Below are 22,274 nucleotides of genomic sequence, written 5' to 3'. Positions count from 1 at the left end.
TCAGACCTCCATGATCTCGGCTTCCTTGCGCTTCAAGGCTTCATCGATCGCCTTGGTGTGCGCGTCGGTCAGCTTCTGGATCTCGCCCTCGGCGCGGCGAAGGTCGTCCTCGGAGATCTCCGAGTCCTTCTGCGCGCGTTCGAGCTTGGTGTTCGCGTCACGGCGGATGTTGCGTACGCCGACCTTGGCGTCCTCTGCATAGTGCTTGCACTGCTTGACGAGGTCCTTGCGGCGCTCCTCGGTCAGCGGCGGGAACGGAAGTCGGATGACCGAGCCGTCGTTACTTGGCGTGATGCCGAGGTCGGACGCTTGGATGGCGTGCTCGATGGCCTTGAGTGCGGTCTTGTCCCACGGCTCGATGAGCAGCATCTGCGGCTCAGGCGACTTGACGCCGGCGATCTGGGCGATGGGCGTGGGTGTGCCGTAGTAGTCGATCTTGATGCCGTCGAGAACGGCGCCGGACGCACGGCCGGTGCGCACTGAGCCGAACTCATGCGCAAGCGCCTTCACGGTCTTGTCCATGTGCGCATTGGTGTCCGAGATGATGGCGTTCGTCGTCATCGGTCGTCCCCTCTCACAATCGTTCCAACCGCTTCGCCGGCAAGGGCGCGGCGGATGTTGCCGTCGGTCTCCATGTTGAAGACGAGTATTGGCAGCGCGTTGTCCATACAAAGCGAGATCGCCGTTGAGTCCATGACCTGAAGATTGCGCTTGAGCACGTCGATGTAGGTCAGCTCGTCGAACTTCACGGCATCCGGGTGCGTCTTGGGATCCGCATCGTAGATTCCGTCGACCTTGGTCGCCTTCATGATGCACTCGGCGCTAATCTCCAGTGCACGGAGTGCGGCAGTGGTATCGGTGGTGAAGTACGGGTTGCCGGTGCCCGCCGCGAAGATGACTACGCGCTTCTTCTCGAGGTGGCGGATCGCGCGGCGGCGGATGTAGGGCTCGGCGACGGCCTGCATGTCGATGGCGCTCATGACCCGCGTGAAGATCCCGTTGCGCTCCATGGCTTCCTGGAGCGCGAGCGAGTTCATGACCGTGGCGAGCATCCCGATGTAGTCGGCCTGTGCCCGATCCATGCCCTTGGCGGACGCTGCGAGCCCGCGGAAGATGTTGCCGCCACCGACGACGATGGCGATCTCGACATCGTGTTCCTGCACGATCCGCAGCTGCTTGGCCAGGGAGTCGAGGACCTTCGGGTCGATGCCGTATCCTGCGTCGCCCATCAGGGCCTCACCTGAGAGCTTCAGCAGAACGCGGCGAAACCGGTATTCCTCGGGCACGGACACTCCCCTCCTCATCGTGGTGCGGCGTCGACGCCCGACACGGGCGCCTCAGACAGAATACAGCACACGGGCCGGCACGTGGCGGTGCCGACCCGTGTGTCAACGGAGCGTCAAGACGCCCCGCGAAGTGCAGCGATGACTACTCGGCGGTCTCGCCGAGGACGAAGCGCTCAAACCCGACGACGCCAAGGGTGTCGCCAAGCGCCTTGCCGGTCTCGGCAGCGTACTGCGAGACCGTGATGTCGGGGTTCTTCACGAAGACCTGCTCGGTGAGCACGACCTCCTTGTAGAACTTCTCGAGGCGACCCTCCGCCATCTTCTGCTGGATGGCCTCGGGCTTGCCAGACTCTGCGGCCTGCGCGCGGTAGATGGCGAGCTCGTGCTCGACGACGTCGGCGGCGATCTCGTCGCGGTTGGTGTTCATCGGCTGCGAAGCGGCGATTTGCATCGCAACGTCCTTGGCGAACGTCTGAAACGCGGGATTGCCGGCGGTGTCAGCGTTGCTGAACGAGAAGGTCGCCATGACGCCGATCTTGCCACCGCCATGGATGTAGGTCGCGACGGCGCCGTTGCCGCCGATCTCCTCGCGGACGAACCGGGCGACGCCCATGTTCTCGCCGAGCTTGCCGACCATCTCGCCGAACAGGCCCTCGACGTTGACGTCGCGACCAGGGACGGCAAGGCCCATCAGGGTCTCGACATCGGCGGGGTTCTCGGAGCCGACAATCTCAGCGAGCTGCGAGACGAAGCCGGTGAACGTCGCGTTGGTACCCACGAAGTCGGTCTCGCAGTTGACCTCGATGAGCACACCCACGCGGGAGTCATCCGAGACGTAGCAGGCGATGGTGCCCTCGTTGGTGGCACGGCCGGCCTTCTTGGCAAGCGCGGCCAGGCCGCGGGTGCGCAGAATGTCGATGGCGGTCTCGAGCTCGCCCTCGGCCTCCACAAGCGCCTTCTTACACTCCATCATGCCTGCGCCGGTGCACTCGCGCAGCTCCTTGACCATGCTAGCGGTGATCTCTGCCATGAACGATTCCTCCTCTAAAGGAAATCGGGGTGTCGTATGTGGGTGGTGCGGTGCCGCCTCTACTCGGCAGCGGGCTCTGCAGCGGCTTCCGCGACTTCGGCGATAGCGGCAGCCGGGCTCTCGGTTTCGACGCACTCCTCGGCGACGACCGCAGGTGCGGTCTCCTCGGCAGCAGCGACGACGACGGGAACCTCGGTCTCGGTGGCGACGACCACGGGAACGTTCGCGGCCGACGCCGGGATATCCCCGCCGCGACCCTCGATGACGGCATCCGCGATGACGCGGCACATCAGGCCGACCGAGCGAATAGCGTCGTCGTTACCCGGGATGACGAAGTCGACGTCATCGGGATCGGCGTTGGTGTCGACCAGGCCGATGATCGGGATGCGCAGACGCTGCGCCTCCTTGATCGCGATGTCCTCGCGCTTGGTGTCGACCACGAAGATCGCACGCGGCAGTTCGTTCATGTCACGAACGCCGTTGAGGTTCGCCTGCAGTTTGCCGAGCTCCTTCTTGAGAAGCAGCTGCTCCTTCTTGGGAAGCGTGGCCATGCGACCGTCAAGCTCCATGTTCTCGAGCTCGACCATGCGCTTGACGCGGCTGCGCATGGTGACGAAGTTGGTGAGCATGCCGCCGAGCCAACGGTTGTTGACGTAGGGCATGCCGCTGCGCTCGGCCTCGGACTGGATGGGCTCCTGAGCCTGCTTCTTGGTGCCGACGAACAGCACCGAGCCGCCCTGACCGGCGATGGAACGCGCGAAGTTGTAGGACATCTCGAGCTCACGCAGCGTGCGCTGCAGGTCGAGGATGTAGATGCCGCTTCTCTCGGTGAAGATGTAGGGCTTCATCTTCGGGTTCCAGCGGCGGGTCTGGTGGCCGAAGTGCACACCGGCCTCGAGCAGGTTCTTCATGCTGACTACGGGCATAACAAAGTACCTCCATGTTCGGTTCGTCCTCGGCGTCGCTTCTTCCCCTGACTGCGACCGCAGTGAAGCGGCACCTTCGCGTCAGAGTCCACGAGCCTGTGAATTAAGAGCCTGAGGAGTATAGCAGACGCACGGCGGGCAGCAACCGGGCCGCCAACGGGCTCCCGAGCACACGTCGTCGAGTCGCGAGCGACCCCGTGTGGCGCCTACGAGCTGGTGAGCGAGGAGCGCAAGCGGGCCCGCAGGCGCAGCACCGACTTGGTGTGCAGCTGGGACACGCGCGACTCGGTCACGCCGAGTACGTGGCCGATTTCCTTGAGGGTGAGGCCCTCGTAGTAGTACAGCGCGATGACCGTCTTCTCGCGGTCCGGCAGGCGCTCGATCGCATCTGCGAGGATGGTCTTGATCTCCTCGGACTCGAAGATCGCAACCGGGTCTTCGGCGGCGTCGTCCTTGATGGAACCCAGCGCGCTTTGGCCCTCATCGCGGTCGCCGCCGACCCACAGCTCCTCGAAGGACACGACCGAGGTGTAGGACAGCTTGGTCAGGATGTCGGCGAGATCCCTGGTGCTGATGCCCATGTGGTCCGCCACCTCGGCGTCCGATGGGAATCGCTTGTGCTCGTTCTCGAGCACGATGTAGGCCTGCTCGATCTCGCGGGCTCGGGAGCGCACCGACCGAGGAACCCAGTCCATGGCGCGCAGTTCGTCAATGATCGCGCCCTTGATCCGAGCGATGGCATAGGTCTCGAACTTGATCGCACGCTCGAGGTCGAACTTCTCGATGGCGTCGATGAGTCCGAAGATGCCGTAGCTGATGAGGTCGCTGGTCTCCACGGTCTGCGGCAGGCTTGCTGCCAATCGTCCGGCGACGTACTTGACCAGCGGCGAGTAGTTGAGGATAAGGGCATCCCTCGCGTCGGGATCGTCGCCGCTCTTGTATGCCACCCAGAGGGCGGTGACGTCCGTCCGAGAGTCCGATCTCATGCAGTTTGCCCCTAACTGCGCTATGTGGCAGTGCCGGTTATGCTCGCGGGTGAGTGTGGCGATGGACGTCCTGTAGACGACCGGCGCTGAGGTGAGTATAGATTTGGGTGGTGGACAGGGCAATGTGACCGAGAAGTTCTTGTACGGTACGCAGGTCCGCGCCCGATTCAAGCAGGTGCGTCGCAAAGGTGTGGCGCATGGCGTGAGGTGATAGTGACCGAGCCGCACCCGCAGACGCCATCGCCTGCTTGAAGATTCTGCGAATCGCATCGGTGGAGAGCGGTCTGCCGCGGCTCGACAGGAACACGTGGTCGTCCGTAGTGGACTTGGAGAGCCGCGGTCGCCCGGTCGCGAGGTAGGCCCGCAGCGACTCAGCGGCTTTGCGGTGGATGGGCAGGAGCCGCTCCTTGCCACCCTTCCCCATCACGGTGATCTGCGACTGCGCCAGATCCAGATCGCCGAGACGCAGCCCCGACACTTCGCTCACACGGGCGCCCGTCGCATACAGCAGCTCGAGGACGGCGCGGTTACGAACCCCCTTAGGGGTGGTGGCATCGGGTGATTCAAGAACCTCGGATATCAGCTCGGTCGGCACGACCTTGGGCAGCCGAGACGGAATCTTGGGCGACATCAGCACCGAGGACGGGTCGGAGTCGACGAGGCCTTCCGACATGAGGTACGCGAAGAGCGCTCGTACCGATGAAAGGCGCCGCGCAATCGTGCGCCGGGCGTAGCCCGCCCCGTCGAGCTCGGCGAGGTACATGCGCAGTTGACGGTGGGACAGGCGAATCGGGTCGACCTCAGCACGTGTGGCCCACTCGAGATAGCGTGCGAGGTCGCTGCCGTAGGCGCGGACCGTGTGTTCCGACGAACCGCGTTCGATGCGCAGGTGGCCGAGAAACCGGTCCACCAGTGCATCGGCAGTGAGCGGGTCACTCATCGGCCGGCACCGGTAGAGCCAGGTCTGGACGGGAGTCGAGCCAAGCACGCAAGTCGTTGCGCGCCCGTTCGCTGTACGCGGCGTAGCGTTCGCGCTTACCCCGCACGCGCTGGGGAAGCGGCGGGACGATGCCGAAGTTGACGTGCATCGGCTGATACGGGCTCGTGTCCGGATTGGTAGCGTACGCGACCAGCGATCCGAATGCGGTGGTCTCCGGCAGTACCACGTGCTCGTGGCCGACGAGGGCGGCCCAGGTGTTGAGCGCCGCATACAGACCCGACGCGGCCGCCTCGGCATAGCCTTCGGTGCCGGTGAGTTGACCGGCGAGGCGAATCTCCGGTCGCTGCAGCAACGCGAGCGTGCTGTCGAGCACGCGAGGTGCATCGACGAAGGTGTTGCGGTGCATGACACCGTATCGGACGAACTCCGCCTCTTCGAGGCCGGGGATCATCCGAAACACCCGCTCCTGCTCCCCGAAGGTGAGGTTGGTCTGGAAGCCGACAAGGTTATGGGCGGTGGCGGCTGCGTTTTCTGCACGCAACTGCACAACCGCCCAGGGGCGCTGGCCGGTGCGGGGATCGGTGAGACCGACGGGCTTCAAGGCCCCGAACCGTGGCGCATCCACACCGGCGCGGGCCACCTCCTCAACGGGCTGGCACGCCTGGAACAGCTCCGATCGTTCGAACTCCTTCGCCTGCACGCGCTTGGCGGCAATCAGTTCCGCGTGGAATGCCTCGTACTCGTCACGGTTCATCGGCGCGTTAAGGTAATCGGCGCTCTCGCCTTTGTCGTAACGCGACGCAGCGAACACCACTGCGCGGTCAAGCGACTCGGCGGAGACGATTGGGGCGGCCGCGTCGAAGAACGCGAGCCGAGAGTCCCCAACCAACTCGCTGATGGCGGGCTCAAGAGCCGGACTCGTGAGAGGCCCCGTTGCGATGATGACCGGCCCGGCAGGTATGCTCGACGCTTCCTCACGAGCCACGCGCACCAGCGGATGCTTGCTTAGCAGTGCGGTCAGCCGCGCCGAGAAACGCTCACGATCGACGGCAAGCGCCGAGCCGGCCGGGACTCTGGTCTCTCGTGCGGCTCGAAGCACCACACTCCCCAGCTGCTCGAGTTCGTATTTGAGCAGCCCGGCAGCGGTGTCGACCGATTCGTTCTTGAGGGAGTTAGAGCAGACCAGCTCCGCAAAGTCGCCGGTGTGGTGCGCGGGTCCGGCCGTACCGGGTCGCATCTCGATGAGGTCGACAGCCACCCCTCGGGCCGCCAGCTGCCATGCGGCCTCCGTTCCTGCCAGGCCGGCGCCGATAACGGTCACGCGATGGGTTGTGGCTGCGGTGGTGGGGTCGGACACGGGTCTCCTCGCGACGCGAATGTGTTCGCAGGTAGTGTAACGCGCCCCACCCGGCCATCATCGGGATACCGCGCCGTAGCGACCGTCGCCGAAGCGAACCACGAGGCCCTCGGTCTCCAGTACCCCCACGCGGCGAGCAGCGGTCACCACATCCGTTCCGAGATCGCGTGCGAGGTCGTCGATACGGCAGTGGTTCGTGCGAAGCGCTGCGAGGAACGGGTCGTCGGTAGAACCCATCCCGTCAAGCGTCCAGTCAGGGAGCAGCGCGGTGTGCGGTTCAGGGAGTACCCCGCGCAGTGCGCGGGCAAGGTCGTCGGTGTCGGCGATGGGGGTAGCGCCCTGGCTGATGAGGCGGTTCGCGCCGCGGCACTCGGGTGCGAAGATCGACCCGGGAACGACGAAGACGTCACGGCCGGCTGCGAGCGCGTAGTCCGCCGTGCTGAACGTTCCGCTTGGCAGGCCCGCCTCCAGTACCAGCAGCGCGGCAGAGAGTCCGGCGATGATCCTGTTGCGGGTCCTGAAGGTCCAGCGCTGCGGCGTGGTACCCCACGGGTGCTCGGACACGACCGCACCCGACTGCGCTATTGCTGCCAGCAACTCACCTGCAGCGGATGGGTAGACCAGATCTGCGCCGCACCCGAGTACCGCGACCGTTGGCGCGCCCGCTTCCAGCGCGGCCCGATGTGCAGCCTGGTCACAGCCGATTGCGGCGCCTGAGATGATGGTGTAGCCGGCGCGCGCCGCCCATCCGGTGAGAATCTGAGCAGCGTGAAGGCCGTAGGGCGTCGCCTTGCGTGCACCGATCACCGCTAGTCCGGGGATGAGCGCCGCGGGGTCGCCGATGCCGTAGAGGATCGCTGGAGGGTCCGGCGCCATCGCAAGCTGGTCCGGGTAGCCGGGCGTCTTGAGCCGAAGCTCGAAGCGCTCGGCGTCGCTACGAAGGGTCTTCATCGGCCGACACCTCTCAGTCGATATCCGAGTGCCTCGCTCAAGTGCATGCCCGTGACGACCTGGTCACCGGCGAGGTCGGCGCAGGTTCTGGCGACGCGTAGTAGTCGGGTGACGCCCCGACCGGACAGATGGTGGCGCCGCGCGGCGTGCTCAAGCAGTGCAACCGACGCCGGGCCCATGGAACACGCGGACAGCAACGCCGCACCTGAAAGCGTTGATGTCCCCTCGGTGCCGCGCTGCGCCGCCATGACACGCGCATCCTCGACCGTCGACCGCATGAAGGCGGACGACTCTGAGGCACATCCGGCGATGATCAGGCCCGGGTCGACCCGTGCAACATCCACCACCAGATCGATGCGATCCATCAGGGGCCCACCGATCCGTCCCTGGTATCTCTCGACGACCCCCGGCGGGCACGTACACCGGCGCACCGAATCCCCGTGCATCCCGCACGGGCACGGGTTCGCTGCGCCGATCAGTGCGAACCGGGCGGGAAAGCGGAGTCGACCCTCCGCGCGAACCAGCGTGATGGAGCCGTCCTCGAGGGGTTGGCGCAGCGCCTGCAGTGCCGCGGGACCGAACTCGGGCATCTCATCGAGGAACAGCACTCCGTTGTGGGCCAGCGACGCCTCACCTGGACGGGGCGGCGATCCACCGCCGACGAGCCCGGCAATCGATGCCGTGTGATGCGGCGCCCGAAACGGCCTGCGCCCGCCCAATGCAGCAGCGTCATCGATACCGGCTACTGAATGGATCAGCGCGGTTTCCAGACGCTCATCTTCATCGAGATCCGGAAGGATGGTGGGCAGCCGTCGGGCGAGCATGGTCTTGCCGGAGCCCGGTGGGCCGACCATGAGCAGGTTGTGGCCCCCCGCTGCGGCGATAAGCAGTGCGCGCTTGGCGAGCTCATGCCCGGCAACGTCCCCAAAGTCGAGACCGTCACCGACGGTGGCAGCGGGGCGGTGTTTGGCGGGAGGAACGGACCGCAGCGGTGCCTTGAGTTGGGAGATGTGGTGAACTGGGCGGTAGTCGAGTCCCGGTAGCTCCAGTGCCCACTCGAACTCCGCAGGGCCGAGAAGCGGCCTGCCCTGCGACCGTGCAGCGAGGGCATGAGCCAGCATCCCGTGAACGCTTCGCACGCTACCGTCGAGCGATAGCTCGCCGACAACCGCGCAGTCTCGTGCGATCGCTGCGCTGATTTGGCCTGTTGCGGTCAGAAGCCCCACGGCGAGGGCCAGGTCGAAACCTGTCCCATGCTTTCGCAGGGGTCCCGGTGCGAGGTTGATCACCACGCGCGCGTTGGGCACATCAAAGCCAGCTGCGCGTATGGCGGAGCGGACCCGCTCACGCGCTTCCTGCACCGCGAGGTCCGGAAGTCCGACGATCGCGAATGTGGGGAGCCCTGCGCCTACGTCGACCTCGGCATCGACGGCAACCGCCTCGACGCCCACAAGCGTAGCGGTGCGCACTGTGCACTGGCCCATGTCTACTCCACCACAAACGCGGCGCGGTGGTGTCTCAGGAGAGCCCGGTCCGGTGCTATCACGAGAATTGAGATGACATCGAATCGAACCGACACCGGCTCAACCCCGGCCTCCTGCACGTAGGCAGCAGCAAGCCGTGCATACTTGCGCTGCTTAGCCGGCGTGACCGCCTCCTCGGGCAGCCCCTTTGCTGGGGTGCGCCGGGTCTTGACCTCGCAGAGAACGAGCGTCTCGTCCTCGAGCGCCACCACATCGATTTCGCCCGACTGAATCCGCCAGTTGCGCTCCACGACGGTGAATCCGCACCGCTCCAGATATGCGATCGCGGCATCCTCACCGCGCTCACCAAGCTTCCTGCGTCGCTGTGTCACGACGACCACCTCCTTGGAGGCGATCATGTCGCGGGCCCCTTCTCAGAACCTGACGAGAACCCAACCCTGCACAGCTAGAACAGCGTCATATCTCCCCCGCCGCCTGAGAAGCTGCGGCGGTGGTGCGGTGTGGGTCCGAGACGGCGCACAGCGTCCATGTGCTCGGCGGTGCCGTAGCCCTTGTTCACGGCGAACTCGAACTCAGGATAGAGCGGACCGAGTTCTCTCATGAGGTTGTCACGCGCGACCTTGGCAACAATGGATGCAGCAGCGATGGCGGCGACCTTGGAGTCGCCCTTCACGACGGCGGTCTCGGGGTCTGCGACACCCATGGGACGGCCGTCGATGATGACGTGGTCCGGAAGGCACGCAAGGCCATCGATCGCACGACGCATCGCAAGCCGCAACGCCGCTGTCATGCCGAGCACATCGATCTCGGCCGCCTCGACGTGCGCAATCGAGACCGCGACCGCCTCGGCATGTATTCGCACGGCGATCTCATCGCGTCTCGCGGGCGTCAGCCGCTTGCTGTCATCGAGCCCGGCTACCATCGGCGCCGCGTGCAGCACCACCGCGCCAACCGTGAGTGGGCCTGCAAGGGCGCCTCGGCCGACCTCGTCGACTCCGGCGACGAAACGGCACCCTGACTCGCGAAGCGAGTGCTCGAGCGCGTAGAGCGCCTCCATACGCGCCGCTTCACGGGTGATCGCCTCTTGGCGCCGAAGCGCGCCGGCCAGAGCCGAGACCACGCCGGAGCGCGGGTCATCTGCGAGGCGTTTGCACAGAGCGTCGAACTCGGCTCCGTTCGCGGTGGCTAGGAGCAAGCGAACCTCGGCTACGGAGAGTTCACTCATTGGCGTCCCTAAGAAACGCAACGAGCGAGGCGCCGCTTTCGCGACCCTCGCCCGTAGTGTGCGTGACTGCCGTCGTCATGGTGTGACGGCGAAGGGGGCCTAGTAGCCCTTCTCCTTGAGGCGGGCGGCCTTGCCGACCTTGTCGCGGAGGAAGTACAGCTTGCTGCGGCGGACCTTGCCGTGGCTCAGGATCTCGATTTTGTCGATCTTGGGCGAGTGGACCGGGAAGGTCCGCTCGACGCCGACCGCGAACGAGATCTTGCGGACGGTGAAGGTCTCACGGTTGCCTGCGCCGTGACGGCGGATGACGACACCCTGGAAGACCTGGGTACGCTCGCGGGTACCCTCGATGATCTTGTAGTGAACCTTGACTGAGTCACCGACGGCGACCTGAGGAAGGTCCTCGCGGATCTGCTGCTGCTCGATGGCGCGAATGATATCCATTGTTCCTACGGTTCCTGTTCTTCAGCGTGTAGGTCTTCTAAGGCCCACTGGGAAGTGGGCGCGAGTGGGTAGTATAGAGCACCGCACAGGGCGCGGCAATGCCGAGAATCCGCGCCATCGCGCGCGGTGCTCGACGGAGCCCGATCGAGACTACTGCAGCGCGCCGAACTTATCGGCAGGCCAGTAGGTCCACACCGCGTGTCCGATGATCATGCTGCGGTCCACGGGGCCGAACTCTCGGCTGTCTCCGCTGTTGGTGCGGTTGTCGCCCATCATCCAGAACTGGCCGTCAGGCACCTTGAACGGGTACTGAATCGCAGGATTGAGCGGATAGGTGGGCTTGCCGTGCGTGTACGGCTCCTCGATCTGCTCACCGTCGATGAGCACTTTGCCGTCCTTCAGGTCGATCGTCTGTCCTCCCACGGCGATGCAGCGCTTGATGAGGATCGGCGCGGCGGGGTCGTTGGTGGGGTTGTTGAACACGACGATCTCACCGTAGGCGGGATCGCGACTGAATCGGTACGTCAGTCGCTCGGCAAGCACGTAGTTGCGCAGGCCGATCGTCGGCTGCATCGAACCGGTCGGAATCACGAAGGGCTGTACCACGAAGGCCTTGATGCCCTGAGCCAGCGCGAAGGCGAGTAGCACGAGCAGCGCGGTTTCGATGAGCCAGCGCACCAGCGATGTCTCCTCGCTCTTCTGCGGTGTGTCGTTGTCGTTGCGCTCGTCGTAGTCGGACATGAGTTCCTTTCGGGTCGAACGTGCAGCGCCCCTAGGGCGGTGGAATGCTACGGGTACGATACGCGAACCTCACCCGCCGAGCGAGCGAACACGCGTCGACGACGCGACAGCTACGTCGCCGAGTCCTCATCCGGCCCCGCCAGCGCTCGCTCCGCTTCCGTGAGCGAAGCGCGCGCCAGAAGGTCGGGACGAGTCGCAGCGGTCTTGCGGATGGCCTGCTCTCTGCGCCAGGCTGCAATCTTCCCGTGGTCGCCCGAGCGCAGTACCTCAGGCACCTCAAGGCCCCGATACTCCATCGGCCGCGTGTACTGCGGGTACTCGAGCAGCCCGTCGGAGAACGACTCGTCAGCTGAGGACTGATCGTCGCCGAGAACCCCTGGCAGCAGCCGCGCCGCCGCGTCGATGGCGACCATCGCCGGCAGTTCCCCGCCGGTCAGCACGTAGTCGCCGATTGAGAGCTCGAGCTCGGCCAGTTCAAGCACGCGCTCGTCGAAGCCCTCGTAGCGCCCACAGACCATGACGAGGCGCTCGACTTCAGAGAGACGCTGCGCGATCTCCTGCGTGAGCGTTGTGCCGGCAGGCGTGAAGAAGATCACGAGGCCAGGGTCATCCTCAAGTGCTTGAACAGCCTCGACGGACTCGAAGATGGGCTCTGGCTTCATCACAAGGCCCGGGCCACCGCCGTAAGGGTAGTCGTCGGTGGTCCGATGGCGGTCGTGGGTCCAGTCACGAAGGTCGTGAGACCGGAACTCGAGCAACCCGCGCTCACGCGCGGAGCCGAGGATCGACGTGGACATCGGGCCGTCAAACATCGCCGGGAAGATGGTGATGACATCGACGATCATCCGTCACTCCCATCGTCGATGAGACCGGGCAGCAGATTGACTCGGATGTCTCCGGACCCGTCGATGCCGAGCACCACGTCGTCGATGACCGGGATCAGGACCTGGCCGAACGGCCCCTCGTCGACCACCCAGACGTCGTTGGCGCCTGTGACGATCACCTCGGCGATGACGCCGATCTCACCGCGAACCTCATCGACGACCAACACTCCGACGACACTCTCATCGTCAGCGGGGTTCTCCTCGACGACCGGAACCGCGCCGCGCACGACGAGCATCTCGGAGCCGCACAGCGCGCGCGCTTCATCGACGTTCGAGATGCCGTCCACAGCGATCAGCGGGCCCTTCGGGCCGGGCCTGACGGAACGGATGCGTCCCGACCTCGCCGAGCTGGGTGGCGGGACGAACCAGACCTCGAGCCCGACGAGTACGTCAAAGGGGAGGTCCGTGGCAAGTGCCACAGAGACCTCCCCTTTCAGTCCGTGCGTCTTGACGACACGCCCTATGGCTACATACGGCGTGGCAGACATCATGCTAGCCGATGATCTCGACCTCGACCTGACGGCCGGCCGTGCTGCCTGCGGCGCGAGCCAACGTGCGGATCGCCTTGATGATGCGACCCTGACGGCCGATCACTTTGCCGACATCGGCAGGATCAAGCGTGATCTCGAACGTGACCGAATCCTCTTCCTCGGTCGCAGCGATGCTGACGGCATCCGGCGACTCTACCAGCGAGGTGACGAGGTAGCGGACAAGCTCTTCGGTCTCCGCGGTCGTTGCCATAGCGAGACCTACTCGTCCTCGGCGGGGGCAGCCTCCTCGGCAGCCTCCTCGGGAGCGGCTTCTTCTACGACTTCCTCAGCGGCAGGCTCGTCAGCGGCGGGCTCCTCGGGAGCAGCCTCCTCGGCAGCCTCTTCGGCAGCGGCTTCCTCGACGGGCGCCTCTTCGACGACCTCTTCGGCAGCGGCTTCGTCGGCGGCGGCCTTGGCAGCAGCAGCCTCTTCGGCGGCGGCCTTCTTGGCCTCGGCGGCGTCTGCAACGGCCTTCTCGGCGGCAGCAGCGTCGTCGATTGCCTTCTGAGCAGCCTTCTTCGAGACCTTGGCGGCCTCGACGGGGGCTTCCTTCTCACCACGAGCGATGGCGATCAGCTTGGCAGCGGCCTCAGTCGGCTGCGCACCCTTGGCGATCCAGGCGTCGATCTTCTCGAGCTCGAGCTCGACCACCGAGGGCTCGGAGCGCGGGTTATAGCGACCGACGATCTCGATGAAGCGGCCGTCGCGGCGCGAGCGCTCGTCGGCGATGACTACGCGGTAGAACGGAGCCTTCTTGGCACCGTGGCGCGCGAGACGGATCTTGACTGACACCAGGTTCACCTCCGGATAAGGCGGCCGCATTTCGGCCGCACTGCAAGCAAGCAAAGCGGTTGCATATTCTACGACAGTACCCCGAGGCGGTCAAAGACACGCCGCCGGGCGTTTCTGCCCGCCGCCGAGTCAGTCTCGGACGGGTGGCCCTGCGGCCTAGAAACCGCCGGGCAGACCGGGGAACTTCATGCGGCGCTTTCCCTTCCCCGACATCCCCTGGAATTGCTTCATGACCTTGCGCATCTCGGTGAACTGCTTGAGCAGCTGGTTGACGTCGTAGACGCGCACGCCAGCACCGTTGGCGATCCGCTCGCGGCGCGAGCCGTTGATGATGGCAGGCTTGGCGCGCTCAGCCTTGGTCATCGAGAAGATGATCGCCTCGATGGAGTCCAGCGCACCCTCGTCAACCTGGCCGTCGAGGTCCTTGACCTTCGCTGCCCCGGGCAGCGACTTCATGATCGAGCCCAGGCCCCCCATCTTGCGGACCTGCTTGATCTGTCCGAGGAAGTCGTCAAGCGTGAACTCGGCCTTGCGCAGTCGCTCCTCGGCCTCTGCGTCCATCTCGGCAGCGCCGGCCTCCTGCGCCTTCTCGATGAGCGAGATGACGTCGCCCATTCCCAAGATGCGCTTGGCCATGCGGTCGGGGTGGAACTGCTCGAGGGCGTCGGCCTTCTCGCCCAGTGAAGCGAACTTGATGGGCTTGCCGGTCACCTGCCGGATCGACAAGGCGGCGCCTCCGCGCGCATCGCCGTCGAGCTTGCTCATGATGACGCCATCGAAGTCGACCTTCTCGGCGAACGCGGCGGCGACGTTGACGGCGTCCTGACCGGTCATGGCGTCGACGACCATCAGGATCTGGTCGGGACGCACCGCCGCCTTGATCGCAGCGGCTTCATCCATCATCTCGATGTCGACGTGCAGACGCCCCGCGGTGTCGACGATGACGAGGTCGCGCAGGGTATCGACAGCGTGCCGAACCCCCGCTTTGGCGATCTCGACCGGGTCGTTGCTCTCACCCCGGTACACGGGGATATCGAGCTCCTTGCCGAGTGCCTCAAGCTGGTCGATCGCGGCCGGGCGGTACACGTCGCACGCGACCATGAGCGGTCGCTTGCCCTGCTTGCGCATGAGGTTGGCGAGCTTGGCCGTCGCGGTCGTCTTACCCGAGCCCTGCAGTCCGACGAGCATGATCACGTTGGGAATGCGCCCGGAGAGCACGAGGTTGGATGCCGTACCGCCGAGCAGTTCGGTCATTTCCTCGACCACGATTTTGACGACCATCTGCCCGGGCGTGAGCGACTTCATCACGTCGGCTCCGACGGCACGCTCGCGCACCTTGGCCACGAACTCCTTGACGACCTTGTAGTTCACGTCGGCTTCGAGCAGCGCCATGCGAATTTCGCGCATAGCGGCATCTACGTCGGCCTCGGTCAGGCGGCCCTTGCTAGTGATACCCGAGAAGATCGACTGAAGCCGTTCGGAGAGGTTCTGGAACATCCGGGTGGATCCCTTCGGTGAGAAGCCGCGCCCGTGTGGGAGCGGGGTGAAGTCACACGGTAGTGAACGCGCTCATGCGCAGTCAACCGCTACCTGACGAGCCTGATCCTCTGGAAGGGCGCGTAGATTGCGACGACCCTGCCCATGGCGCCGCTGATCGGAACCGGTCCGATGTAGCGGCTGTCTTCTGACTCGAGCCGATTGTCGCCCATGACGTAGAGATGATCGGCGGGCACCGTGTACTTGTCGACAGAGTCGGAGTGCCGAGGCGAGATGACCTGACCGCGCGCCGGTTCGGCCTGTCCGTTGATGTAGGCGACGTCGTTTCGCACCTCTATGGTGTCTCCCGGCAGCGCGATCACCCGCTTGACGACCTCGATGCGCTGACCCTGCTCGTCGACCCACGTGAAGATGATGTCGCCACGACGCGGCGTATCGTAGCCCTTTGAGACGAGAACCATGTCTTCGTTGCGCAGAGTCGGCAGCATCGACGGACCGACAACGCGCCCCCGCTGGAAGAATACGTAGAAGATCAGGATGACGGCGACCAGGATCAATGCGAGCGGAATCACCAGCAACTGCGCAATCCGGTGGCCTGTTCCGGGCCCCTCAGGCGCCCCAGGCTCGAGTGCTGTGGGGCCGATGTAGAGCTCGTTGTCAGACATCGGCGACGAGGGCGCGTGCATACTCCGAGGCGACGAACGGCCTCAGGTCATCGATGCCCTCCCCTACGCCGATGCGCAGTATCGGAAGGCCCAACTCACGGACGACAGCGACGGCAATACCGCCCTTCGCGGTTCCGTCGAGCTTTGTGAGGATCAGGGCGTCCAGCCCGAGTGCTGCGTTGAACTCACGGGCCTGCTGCAGCCCGTTCTGCCCGGTTGTCGCGTCCATCACCAGGATCTTCTTCACCGGCGGCTTGCTGCGGTTCTCGGTGACGCGTACGACCTTCTGGAGCTCGCGCATGAGGTCGGCCGACGTGTGCAGGCGGCCGGCGGTGTCGATGAGCGTGAGGTCCGCGCCGGTCTCCTCGGCTTGCACGACCGTATCGAACGCGACCGCGGCGGGATCGGCACCGCGGTCGCGGCGTACCACCGGGACGTTGGCGCGCTCGGCCCACACGTCGAGTTGCTCGGATGCTGCAGCACGGAACGTGTCCGCGCTGCCGAGAATGACGCGTCGGCCGGCGTCTGACGCTTGCTTCGCGAGTTTGCCGCACGTCGTGGTCTTGCCGGTGCCGTTGACGCCCACCATGAGGATGGTGACCGGTGAGGTTTCGAGGAAGTCGATTGCGTCGGCGGGGAACTCGGCTGCAATCTGCTCGGCCAGCAGGGAGATCACGGCGGCGGCATCCGGCAGGGCCTTCGCGGATGCGTCCCGACGAAGCCGGGTGACGATTTCGTCGGTGGCGGTGAAGCCGATGTCACCCGCGATCAATGCGTCCTCGAGATCGCTCCAGAACGCCTCGTCAAGATCGGGCCCGCGCTTGAGCAGCACGTTGAGCTGCTCGCCGAGCCGCTCGCGGCTCTTGGAGAGCCCGTCTGACAGGCGCCTATACCACGGCGTCGTCATGCTCCTCCTCCGCCTCCTTGGCTTCGGCAAGCGCCCGGTCGAGCTTCTGGCTGACGACCTTGGAGACGCCGTCGGCCTGCATCGAGACGCCGTAGAGGACGTCCGCCATCTCCATGGTGCGGCGCTGATGGGTCACGACGATGAACTGCGTGAAGTGACGCATTGAGTCGGTGAACGCGACGAAGCGGCGCAGGTTGGTGTCGTCGAGTGCGGCCTCGACCTCATCGAGCACGTAGAACGGACACGGGCGCGTCCGGTACACGGCGAACAGAAGCGCCAGTGCGGTCAGCGACTTCTCGCCTCCGGACAGCAGGCTCATCTTCGCGAGCTTCTTGCCGCGAGGCTGTGCGATGACCTCAACGCCTGTGGTCTCTGGATCATCCGGCTCCGTGAGCTGCAGCTGTGAGGTCCCACCCGGGAACAGCACGCCGAAGATCTCCTGGAAGTGCTTGTCGACCTGCTCGAACGTCTCGAGGAAGCGCTCGCGCATCTTGCGGTCGATCGCAGCAACTACCTTGTGCAGCGACTTGCGACTGCCGTCGAGGTCCTCGATCTGCGACCCCATGAACTCGCGTCGCGTCTTGAGAGCATCAAACTCCTCCATGGCGATCGGGTTGACCGGCCCAAGGTTGCTGATCTGCTTGCGCAGCCGGTGCGCACGGTCCTCTGAGATTGAACGGCTCTCGAGGGCCTCAGAGGCCAACGCCGTCTCGATGGGCACACCAAGCTCCTCGACGATGCGACGGACGGCTTGGTTGACCTGGACCTCGAGCTGCCCCTTCTCGACGCGGATGTCACCGACGGCCGCGCTCTTCTCTTCGATCTCGGTGAGAACCTCGCGCACGGCGTCTTGCGCGCCATGGATGGTCTCGCGCAGGGTCTCGGAGTCCGCCTGCTCGAAGCGAGCGCGGTCCTTGAGCATGTGTGCCCAGTGCTCGGCACGCTCCTGCAGAACGCCGTACAGGTCGTGAACCGGCTGGATGCGCTGGCGCAACAGCTCCAGAGCATGTTCGGTCTCGCGTGACGCCCGCAGAGTATCTTCGAGCTCGCGCAGTTCAGCGTGAATCGTGTTGACCTGCTTCTTGAGATGGACCTCGCGCTCAGAGACCGTGGCGATCTCGACCTGGCACGTCGAGAGACGCTCGGAAGTCGCGCTTTCCTCGCGGAACCGGGCGTCGCGCTGCTCGCGCGAGACGGCTGACGCCTCCTCGAGTCGCTCGAGCTCGGCGATGGTTTCCTCGATGCGTCCCGACAACGTCTCAAGCGACGGCCGGTCCTTCGCCGTGCGCTCCTGGATATCTGAGATTCGCCGAGCAACGCCTGCGGTCTCGGCGTCGAGCGCCGTCATCTGCTGCTCGAGGCGTCCGACTTCCTCAAGCATGGAGTCGTGTTCGCCGGTCAGCGCTGCGGCCTTCTGTGAGAGATCCAGGGCGTCCTGCTGAGCCGCATTGAGTGCTTCCTCCGCCTCGGCGTGGACCGACTCGGCCTCACCGACCGCGGCGTTGAGCGCGATGACCTGGTCGTGTAGATCGTTGATGCGCCGCTTGCGAGCGAGCACTCCCTCGGTGTCACTTACCTGGGTGCCGAGCGTGAGTTTGCCGCTTGGCCAGACGACCGCGCCGTGCGTTGTGGCGAAGCGGGCGCCCGTGTCGTCCTTGGCCGAAGCCTTGAGCGCCGCTTCGATCGAGTCGACCACGTACACGTCGCCGAGCAACGCTTCGACTGCGGGGCGCAGCTTGGCGTCGCAGTCGAGGTCGTCAAGGAGGCGCGCACCCGTCTTTGGCGTACCGATGAGGCGCGAACGCATTCCCTTGACCGGAACGAGCGCGATCTCACCTTCGGAGTGCGACGTGAGCTCGGCTGCGATGGTGGCCGCTGCGGTCGCGTCCTCCACCAGAAGCCCGAACAGGTCCGCACCCAGCAGGCGCTCAACGAGCTGCTCGTACTTCTCGGGTGCGCGAACGACCTCGGCCAGCGGGCCGATCATGCCCGGGAGCTCCTTCTGGCGTGAGAGGGCCCACGCTAGTGCGGGTGACGCGCTCTCAAACGCGCGATCAACCTCCTCGAGGCCGCGCGATTCGGCGCGAGCCTCGGTCAGGCGATCGCGGTGAGTCTCGAGCTCGCGGCGCCGCGAGTCGAGGACCCGGACGCGCTTGTCGACGTCGGAGTCGGCCAGCGAGATCTCACGGCGTGCGTGCGCGAGCTGACCGGACAGCGACTCAAGCCGTGAGCGGCGCGCGGACAGGGTGGCCATAGCCGCCTGTCGCTGCTCGGCGATCTGCGCTGCCCGGTCTGCGAGCAGGTCTTGTTCGAGCGAGAACGCTGACAGCGCCTGCTCGGCCTTGGACGACTCGGCGCGGTCGTCTTCCAGAAGCTTGCGGTGGCGTCGGATGTCGGCTGTGATGCGCGAGAGGTCCTCATCGGCCGCGACACGCGCCTTGCGCATGCCCTCCGCCTCGCGCCGCACCTCGTTGAGTTGGCCGTAGAGTGCCTTGAGCCGCGACTCGGTTTCTGAACGCTGAGCGCTCAGTGACTCGAGCTCACCGCCGCGAGAAGCACTGCGCGTCTCGGACTGGTGCAGCTTCTGCCGAAGCTCGGAGAGACGGGCGATGAGGTTCTTGCCCTTCTCTTCCAACAGGAGCAGACCGGCATCGAGCCGCTCGAGGATCGACTGCATGCGGCGGCGCTGCTCAGACAGGTCGCCAACGAACAGCCCCTTCTCCTCAAGAAGCGACTGGAACTTCGCGAGCTCCTTTTCCTTCTCGGCAAGACGGTAGCGGGACAGATCTACCGTAGCGTCGGCTTCCTTCTCCCGCTTGGCGATCTCGTCCCACTCGGCTTGCAGGCGTCGAAGGTCATCAACGGCCAATGCGAGATCGAGTTCGCGCAACTCCGCAACGAGACCGACGTGCTGCTGGGCCTTGCTCGCCTGACGCTCGAGCGGTCGGAGCTGCCGGTCGATCTCCGCTGCGATGTCGCGAGCGCGAGCCAGGTGCGCATCCATCGTCGAGAGCTTGCGCAGCGCGCGCTCTTTGCGCTTCTTGTGCTTGAGAACGCCGGCGGCCTCCTCGATGAGCGAACGGCGCTCTTCAGGCCTCGAGTTCAGGACCTCGTCGAGACGGCCTTGGCTGATGATCGAGTGTGTATCGCGGCCAAGCCCGGAGTCATGCAGCAGATCCTGCACGTCCATGAGCCGGGCAGGAGCGTTGTTGATGAGGTACTCGGACTCGCCGTTGCGATACATCCGGCGCGAAATCGTGACCTCAGTGAACTCGAGCGGAAGCGTTCCATCCGAGTTGTCGAGCACGAGATCGACTTCGGCGACACCCACAGCCTGCCTCGCCGATGAACCGGCGAAGATGACGTCTTCCATCGCCGCACCGCGCAGTTGCTTCGCGGACTGCTCGCCAAGCACCCAGAGAATGGCGTCGGAAACGTTCGACTTGCCCGAACCGTTGGGGCCGACAACGACGGTCACACCCGGTTCGAGCTGCAGAACGCTTCTATCCGCGAAGGACTTGAACCCCTTGAGTGTGAGTGATTTGAGGTGCACGTTCCCCCTACAAAAGTGCTGGTGACGGGCGCGCCCAGACGAGGTGCGCGGGCGTCGGAAAGTGTATCACAGCGCCCGGTCCTTTCAGGCTCGGATCGAGCCCTTCCCCGAGCCACGCGAGCGGCGCCGAGCGAGCTTCTTCAGCCCGGCGGCGGCAGCTGCGGCTTCTGCCTCGCGCTTCGTGCGACCGACCCCGCTGCCGATCCGCTTGTCGTCCACGAACACCTCCACCGAGAAGGTGCGATCGTGGGGAGGACCTTCCTCGCCCACCGTTCGATACTCCGGGCTCGCACCCTTGGCTTGTACGAGTTCTTGAAGGGCGGACTTGGGGTTCTCGGGCGAATCAGCGGTCTCCTCGGTGATGAGATGTCCCAGCGTCTCAAGGACCCACTCCCGAGCCGCGTCGATCCCGGCATCGAGATAGATGGCGGCGGTCAGCGCCTCGAAGGTGTTTTCGAGGGCGGACTTCAGGCCGCGTCCACCGGTACCGCGCTCGCTGCGTCCCACGATGATGGCATCGGCCAGACCTAGGTCGCGTGCAGCGGCAGACAACACGCTTCCGGCCACGAGGGAGACCTTGATGCGGGTCATTCCGCCTTCGCGCATGTCCGGAAACCGCTTGAAGGTCTCCTCGGCGATGATGAAGCCGAGCAGCGAATCACCCAGGAACTCGAGTCGCTCGTAGAACCCCTCGGCCCCGTTCTCGGCCGCGGAAGGGTGCGTGAGCGCCAGTCGCAGAAGCTCGCGATCGGCAAAACGCCTCCCGAGAATCTGCTCGGCGAGCATGAGACGCGCGTCGTCGTCACCACTGGGGTGCTGTGTGCGTTGACGCGGCACGAGACGCCCTTACGGCTTCGCGAGGATGAGCGTGGCGTTATGCCCACCGAAACCGAAGGAGTTGCTCATGGTCACGCCCAGATCGGTCGGCCGAGCCACACCCGGGACGTAGTCAAGGTCGCATGCGGGATCCGGCTCGGTGAGGTTGATGGTGGGTGGCACGAGGCTGTTCTCCATGGCGAGCACGCACACGGCGGCTTCTGCCGCACCGGCGCCCCCGAGCATGTGGCCCATCATCGACTTCGTCGAGCTGACGAGAGGCACGCTGGTGCCGAAGACAGCCTTGATGGCGTTGGTCTCGGCGATGTCACCGGCGTCGGTAGATGTGCCGTGGGCGTTGATGTAGCCGATGTCCGACGCGCTGACACCCGCCTGCGCCATGGCTTGGCGCATCGCGCGAATGGCGCCGTTGCCGTCAGGTGCAGGAGACGTGATGTGGTACGCATCCGCGGTCGCACCGTATCCGACGACCTCGGCGCGGATCTTCGCACCGCGCGCGACGGCGTGGTCCCAGTCCTCGAGCACCAGCAACCCGCCGCCCTCGGCGATGACGAATCCGTCGCGATTGACGTCCCACGGGCGCGACGCGCCCTGCGGATCGTCGTTGCGCGTGGAAAGCGCCCGTGCCGAAGCGAATCCTGCGACGCCCAGTGGCGTGACCCCGGCGTCAAAGCCTCCGGCGACGATCACATCGGCGTCACCGCGGCGAATCGCCTCGGCGGCCTCGCCGATGGCGTGGGAGCCGGTGGCGCACGCCGACACAGGCGCGTAGTTGATGCCTTTGAGGTTGTGGCGGATTGAGACGAGTCCCGCAGCAAGGTCGACGATCATCATCGGGACGACGAAGGGGCTGACGCGGCTGGGGCCTCGCTCGAGGAGGATGGAGTACTGCTCCTCCATGGTGCCGATGCCGCCTATGCCCGAGCCGATGATGCATCCGGCACGCGGAGCAAGCTCGTCGTCGATCTTAGACAGACCGGCGTCACGCAACGCCTCATCAGCCGCGACAACCGCGAACTGCTGGAATCGCGACATGCGACGCGCTTCCTTCGCAGTGACGAGGTCTCCCATGTCGAAGTCGGTGACGTACCCGGCAAACCGGGTCGTGTACTCGGATGCGTCAAAGTGCGTGATTGGTGAGATGCCGCTGCGACCGTTGGAGAGCGAGTCCCACATAGCATCACATCCCACACCCGTGGGAGTGACGACGCCGAGGCCGGTAACCGCGATGCGCTTCAT

Annotated in this window: 23 protein-coding genes; all 23 read right to left on the bottom strand. The window is 65.3% G+C overall.

Annotation, left to right across the window (positions count from 1 at the left end; genetic code table 11):
- A complete protein-coding gene (gene frr, locus HGB10_00910) occupies positions 1 to 561 on the bottom strand; it encodes a ribosome recycling factor (protein ID NTU70374.1) in 561 nt (186 codons plus the stop codon).
- Positions 558 to 1,286, bottom strand: a complete 729-nt coding sequence (locus tag HGB10_00905; protein ID NTU70373.1) for a UMP kinase — start codon at positions 1,284 to 1,286, stop codon at positions 558 to 560. Before HGB10_00905 ends, frr begins: the two co-directional genes overlap by 4 nt.
- A 142-nt stretch (positions 1,287 to 1,428) precedes the next feature.
- Positions 1,429 to 2,316, bottom strand: a complete 888-nt coding sequence (locus tag HGB10_00900; protein NTU70372.1) for an elongation factor Ts — start codon at positions 2,314 to 2,316, stop codon at positions 1,429 to 1,431.
- 59 nt (positions 2,317 to 2,375) lie between these two features.
- The gene (gene rpsB, locus HGB10_00895) at positions 2,376 to 3,242 is read right to left on the bottom strand and encodes a 30S ribosomal protein S2 (protein NTU70371.1); all 867 of its coding nucleotides are present in this window, start codon (positions 3,240 to 3,242) and stop codon (positions 2,376 to 2,378) included.
- 206 nt (positions 3,243 to 3,448) lie between these two features.
- The gene (gene whiG / locus HGB10_00890; protein ID NTU70370.1) at positions 3,449 to 4,228 is read right to left on the bottom strand and encodes an RNA polymerase sigma factor WhiG; all 780 of its coding nucleotides are present in this window, start codon (positions 4,226 to 4,228) and stop codon (positions 3,449 to 3,451) included.
- 37 nt (positions 4,229 to 4,265) lie between these two features.
- Positions 4,266 to 5,168 carry a tyrosine recombinase gene (locus HGB10_00885; protein ID NTU70369.1) on the bottom strand — a complete coding sequence of 301 codons (903 nt, stop codon included), beginning with the start codon at positions 5,166 to 5,168 and terminating at the stop codon, positions 4,266 to 4,268.
- A complete protein-coding gene (locus tag HGB10_00880; GenBank protein NTU70368.1) occupies positions 5,161 to 6,489 on the bottom strand; it encodes a methylenetetrahydrofolate--tRNA-(uracil(54)-C(5))-methyltransferase (FADH(2)-oxidizing) TrmFO in 1,329 nt (442 codons plus the stop codon). The genes HGB10_00885 and HGB10_00880 overlap by 8 nt, the downstream gene beginning before the upstream one ends.
- Before the next feature lie 93 nt (positions 6,490 to 6,582).
- Positions 6,583 to 7,476 (bottom strand): DNA-protecting protein DprA, encoded by an 894-nt coding sequence (gene dprA, locus HGB10_00875; protein ID NTU70367.1) that lies wholly within the window; start codon positions 7,474 to 7,476, stop codon positions 6,583 to 6,585.
- Positions 7,473 to 8,960, bottom strand: coding sequence for a YifB family Mg chelatase-like AAA ATPase (locus tag HGB10_00870; GenBank protein NTU70366.1), 1,488 nt, complete (start codon positions 8,958 to 8,960; stop codon positions 7,473 to 7,475). The genes dprA and HGB10_00870 overlap by 4 nt, the downstream gene beginning before the upstream one ends.
- A gap of 2 nt (positions 8,961 to 8,962) precedes the next feature.
- Complete coding sequence (locus HGB10_00865) at positions 8,963 to 9,358, bottom strand: YraN family protein (protein ID NTU70365.1); 396 nt, start codon at positions 9,356 to 9,358, stop codon at positions 8,963 to 8,965.
- Positions 9,359 to 9,405: 47 nt separating this feature from the next.
- Positions 9,406 to 10,185 carry a ribonuclease HII gene (locus tag HGB10_00860; protein ID NTU70364.1) on the bottom strand — a complete coding sequence of 260 codons (780 nt, stop codon included), beginning with the start codon at positions 10,183 to 10,185 and terminating at the stop codon, positions 9,406 to 9,408.
- Positions 10,186 to 10,284: 99 nt separating this feature from the next.
- Positions 10,285 to 10,629, bottom strand: coding sequence for a 50S ribosomal protein L19 (gene rplS / locus HGB10_00855; GenBank protein NTU70363.1), 345 nt, complete (start codon positions 10,627 to 10,629; stop codon positions 10,285 to 10,287).
- Between the two features lie 150 nt (positions 10,630 to 10,779).
- A complete protein-coding gene (gene lepB / locus HGB10_00850; protein NTU70362.1) occupies positions 10,780 to 11,370 on the bottom strand; it encodes a signal peptidase I in 591 nt (196 codons plus the stop codon).
- Positions 11,371 to 11,480: 110 nt separating this feature from the next.
- On the bottom strand, positions 11,481 to 12,215 hold the full coding sequence (trmD, locus tag HGB10_00845) for a tRNA (guanosine(37)-N1)-methyltransferase TrmD (protein NTU70361.1): 735 nt from the start codon (positions 12,213 to 12,215) through the stop codon (positions 11,481 to 11,483).
- Positions 12,212 to 12,742: a 16S rRNA processing protein RimM gene (rimM, locus tag HGB10_00840; GenBank protein NTU70360.1), complete on the bottom strand. Its 531-nt coding sequence runs from the start codon at positions 12,740 to 12,742 to the stop codon at positions 12,212 to 12,214. Before rimM ends, trmD begins: the two co-directional genes overlap by 4 nt.
- 4 nt (positions 12,743 to 12,746) lie before the next feature.
- A complete protein-coding gene (locus HGB10_00835) occupies positions 12,747 to 12,995 on the bottom strand; it encodes a KH domain-containing protein (GenBank protein ID NTU70359.1) in 249 nt (82 codons plus the stop codon).
- An 8-nt stretch (positions 12,996 to 13,003) separates the two neighbouring features.
- Positions 13,004 to 13,576: a 30S ribosomal protein S16 gene (rpsP, locus tag HGB10_00830; protein NTU70358.1), complete on the bottom strand. Its 573-nt coding sequence runs from the start codon at positions 13,574 to 13,576 to the stop codon at positions 13,004 to 13,006.
- Between the two features lie 156 nt (positions 13,577 to 13,732).
- On the bottom strand, positions 13,733 to 15,073 hold the full coding sequence (gene ffh / locus HGB10_00825) for a signal recognition particle protein (protein ID NTU70357.1): 1,341 nt from the start codon (positions 15,071 to 15,073) through the stop codon (positions 13,733 to 13,735).
- An 89-nt stretch (positions 15,074 to 15,162) separates the two neighbouring features.
- A complete protein-coding gene (gene lepB, locus HGB10_00820; GenBank protein ID NTU70356.1) occupies positions 15,163 to 15,738 on the bottom strand; it encodes a signal peptidase I in 576 nt (191 codons plus the stop codon).
- The gene (gene ftsY, locus HGB10_00815; protein ID NTU70355.1) at positions 15,731 to 16,645 is read right to left on the bottom strand and encodes a signal recognition particle-docking protein FtsY; all 915 of its coding nucleotides are present in this window, start codon (positions 16,643 to 16,645) and stop codon (positions 15,731 to 15,733) included. Before ftsY ends, lepB (HGB10_00820) begins: the two co-directional genes overlap by 8 nt.
- On the bottom strand, positions 16,626 to 20,198 hold the full coding sequence (gene smc, locus HGB10_00810) for a chromosome segregation protein SMC (GenBank protein ID NTU70354.1): 3,573 nt from the start codon (positions 20,196 to 20,198) through the stop codon (positions 16,626 to 16,628). Before smc ends, ftsY begins: the two co-directional genes overlap by 20 nt.
- An 84-nt stretch (positions 20,199 to 20,282) precedes the next feature.
- On the bottom strand, positions 20,283 to 20,984 hold the full coding sequence (rnc, locus tag HGB10_00805) for a ribonuclease III (protein ID NTU70353.1): 702 nt from the start codon (positions 20,982 to 20,984) through the stop codon (positions 20,283 to 20,285).
- A gap of 60 nt (positions 20,985 to 21,044) precedes the next feature.
- A complete protein-coding gene (fabF, locus tag HGB10_00800) occupies positions 21,045 to 22,274 on the bottom strand; it encodes a beta-ketoacyl-ACP synthase II (protein NTU70352.1) in 1,230 nt (409 codons plus the stop codon).

The sequence above is a fragment of the Coriobacteriia bacterium genome (genome assembly GCA_013334745.1).
Lineage (GTDB): Bacteria > Actinomycetota > Coriobacteriia > Anaerosomatales > JAAXUF01 > JAAXWY01.
Note: the sequence above shows the minus strand (reverse complement) of the source record. Positions and strands in the feature narration are given on the sequence as shown.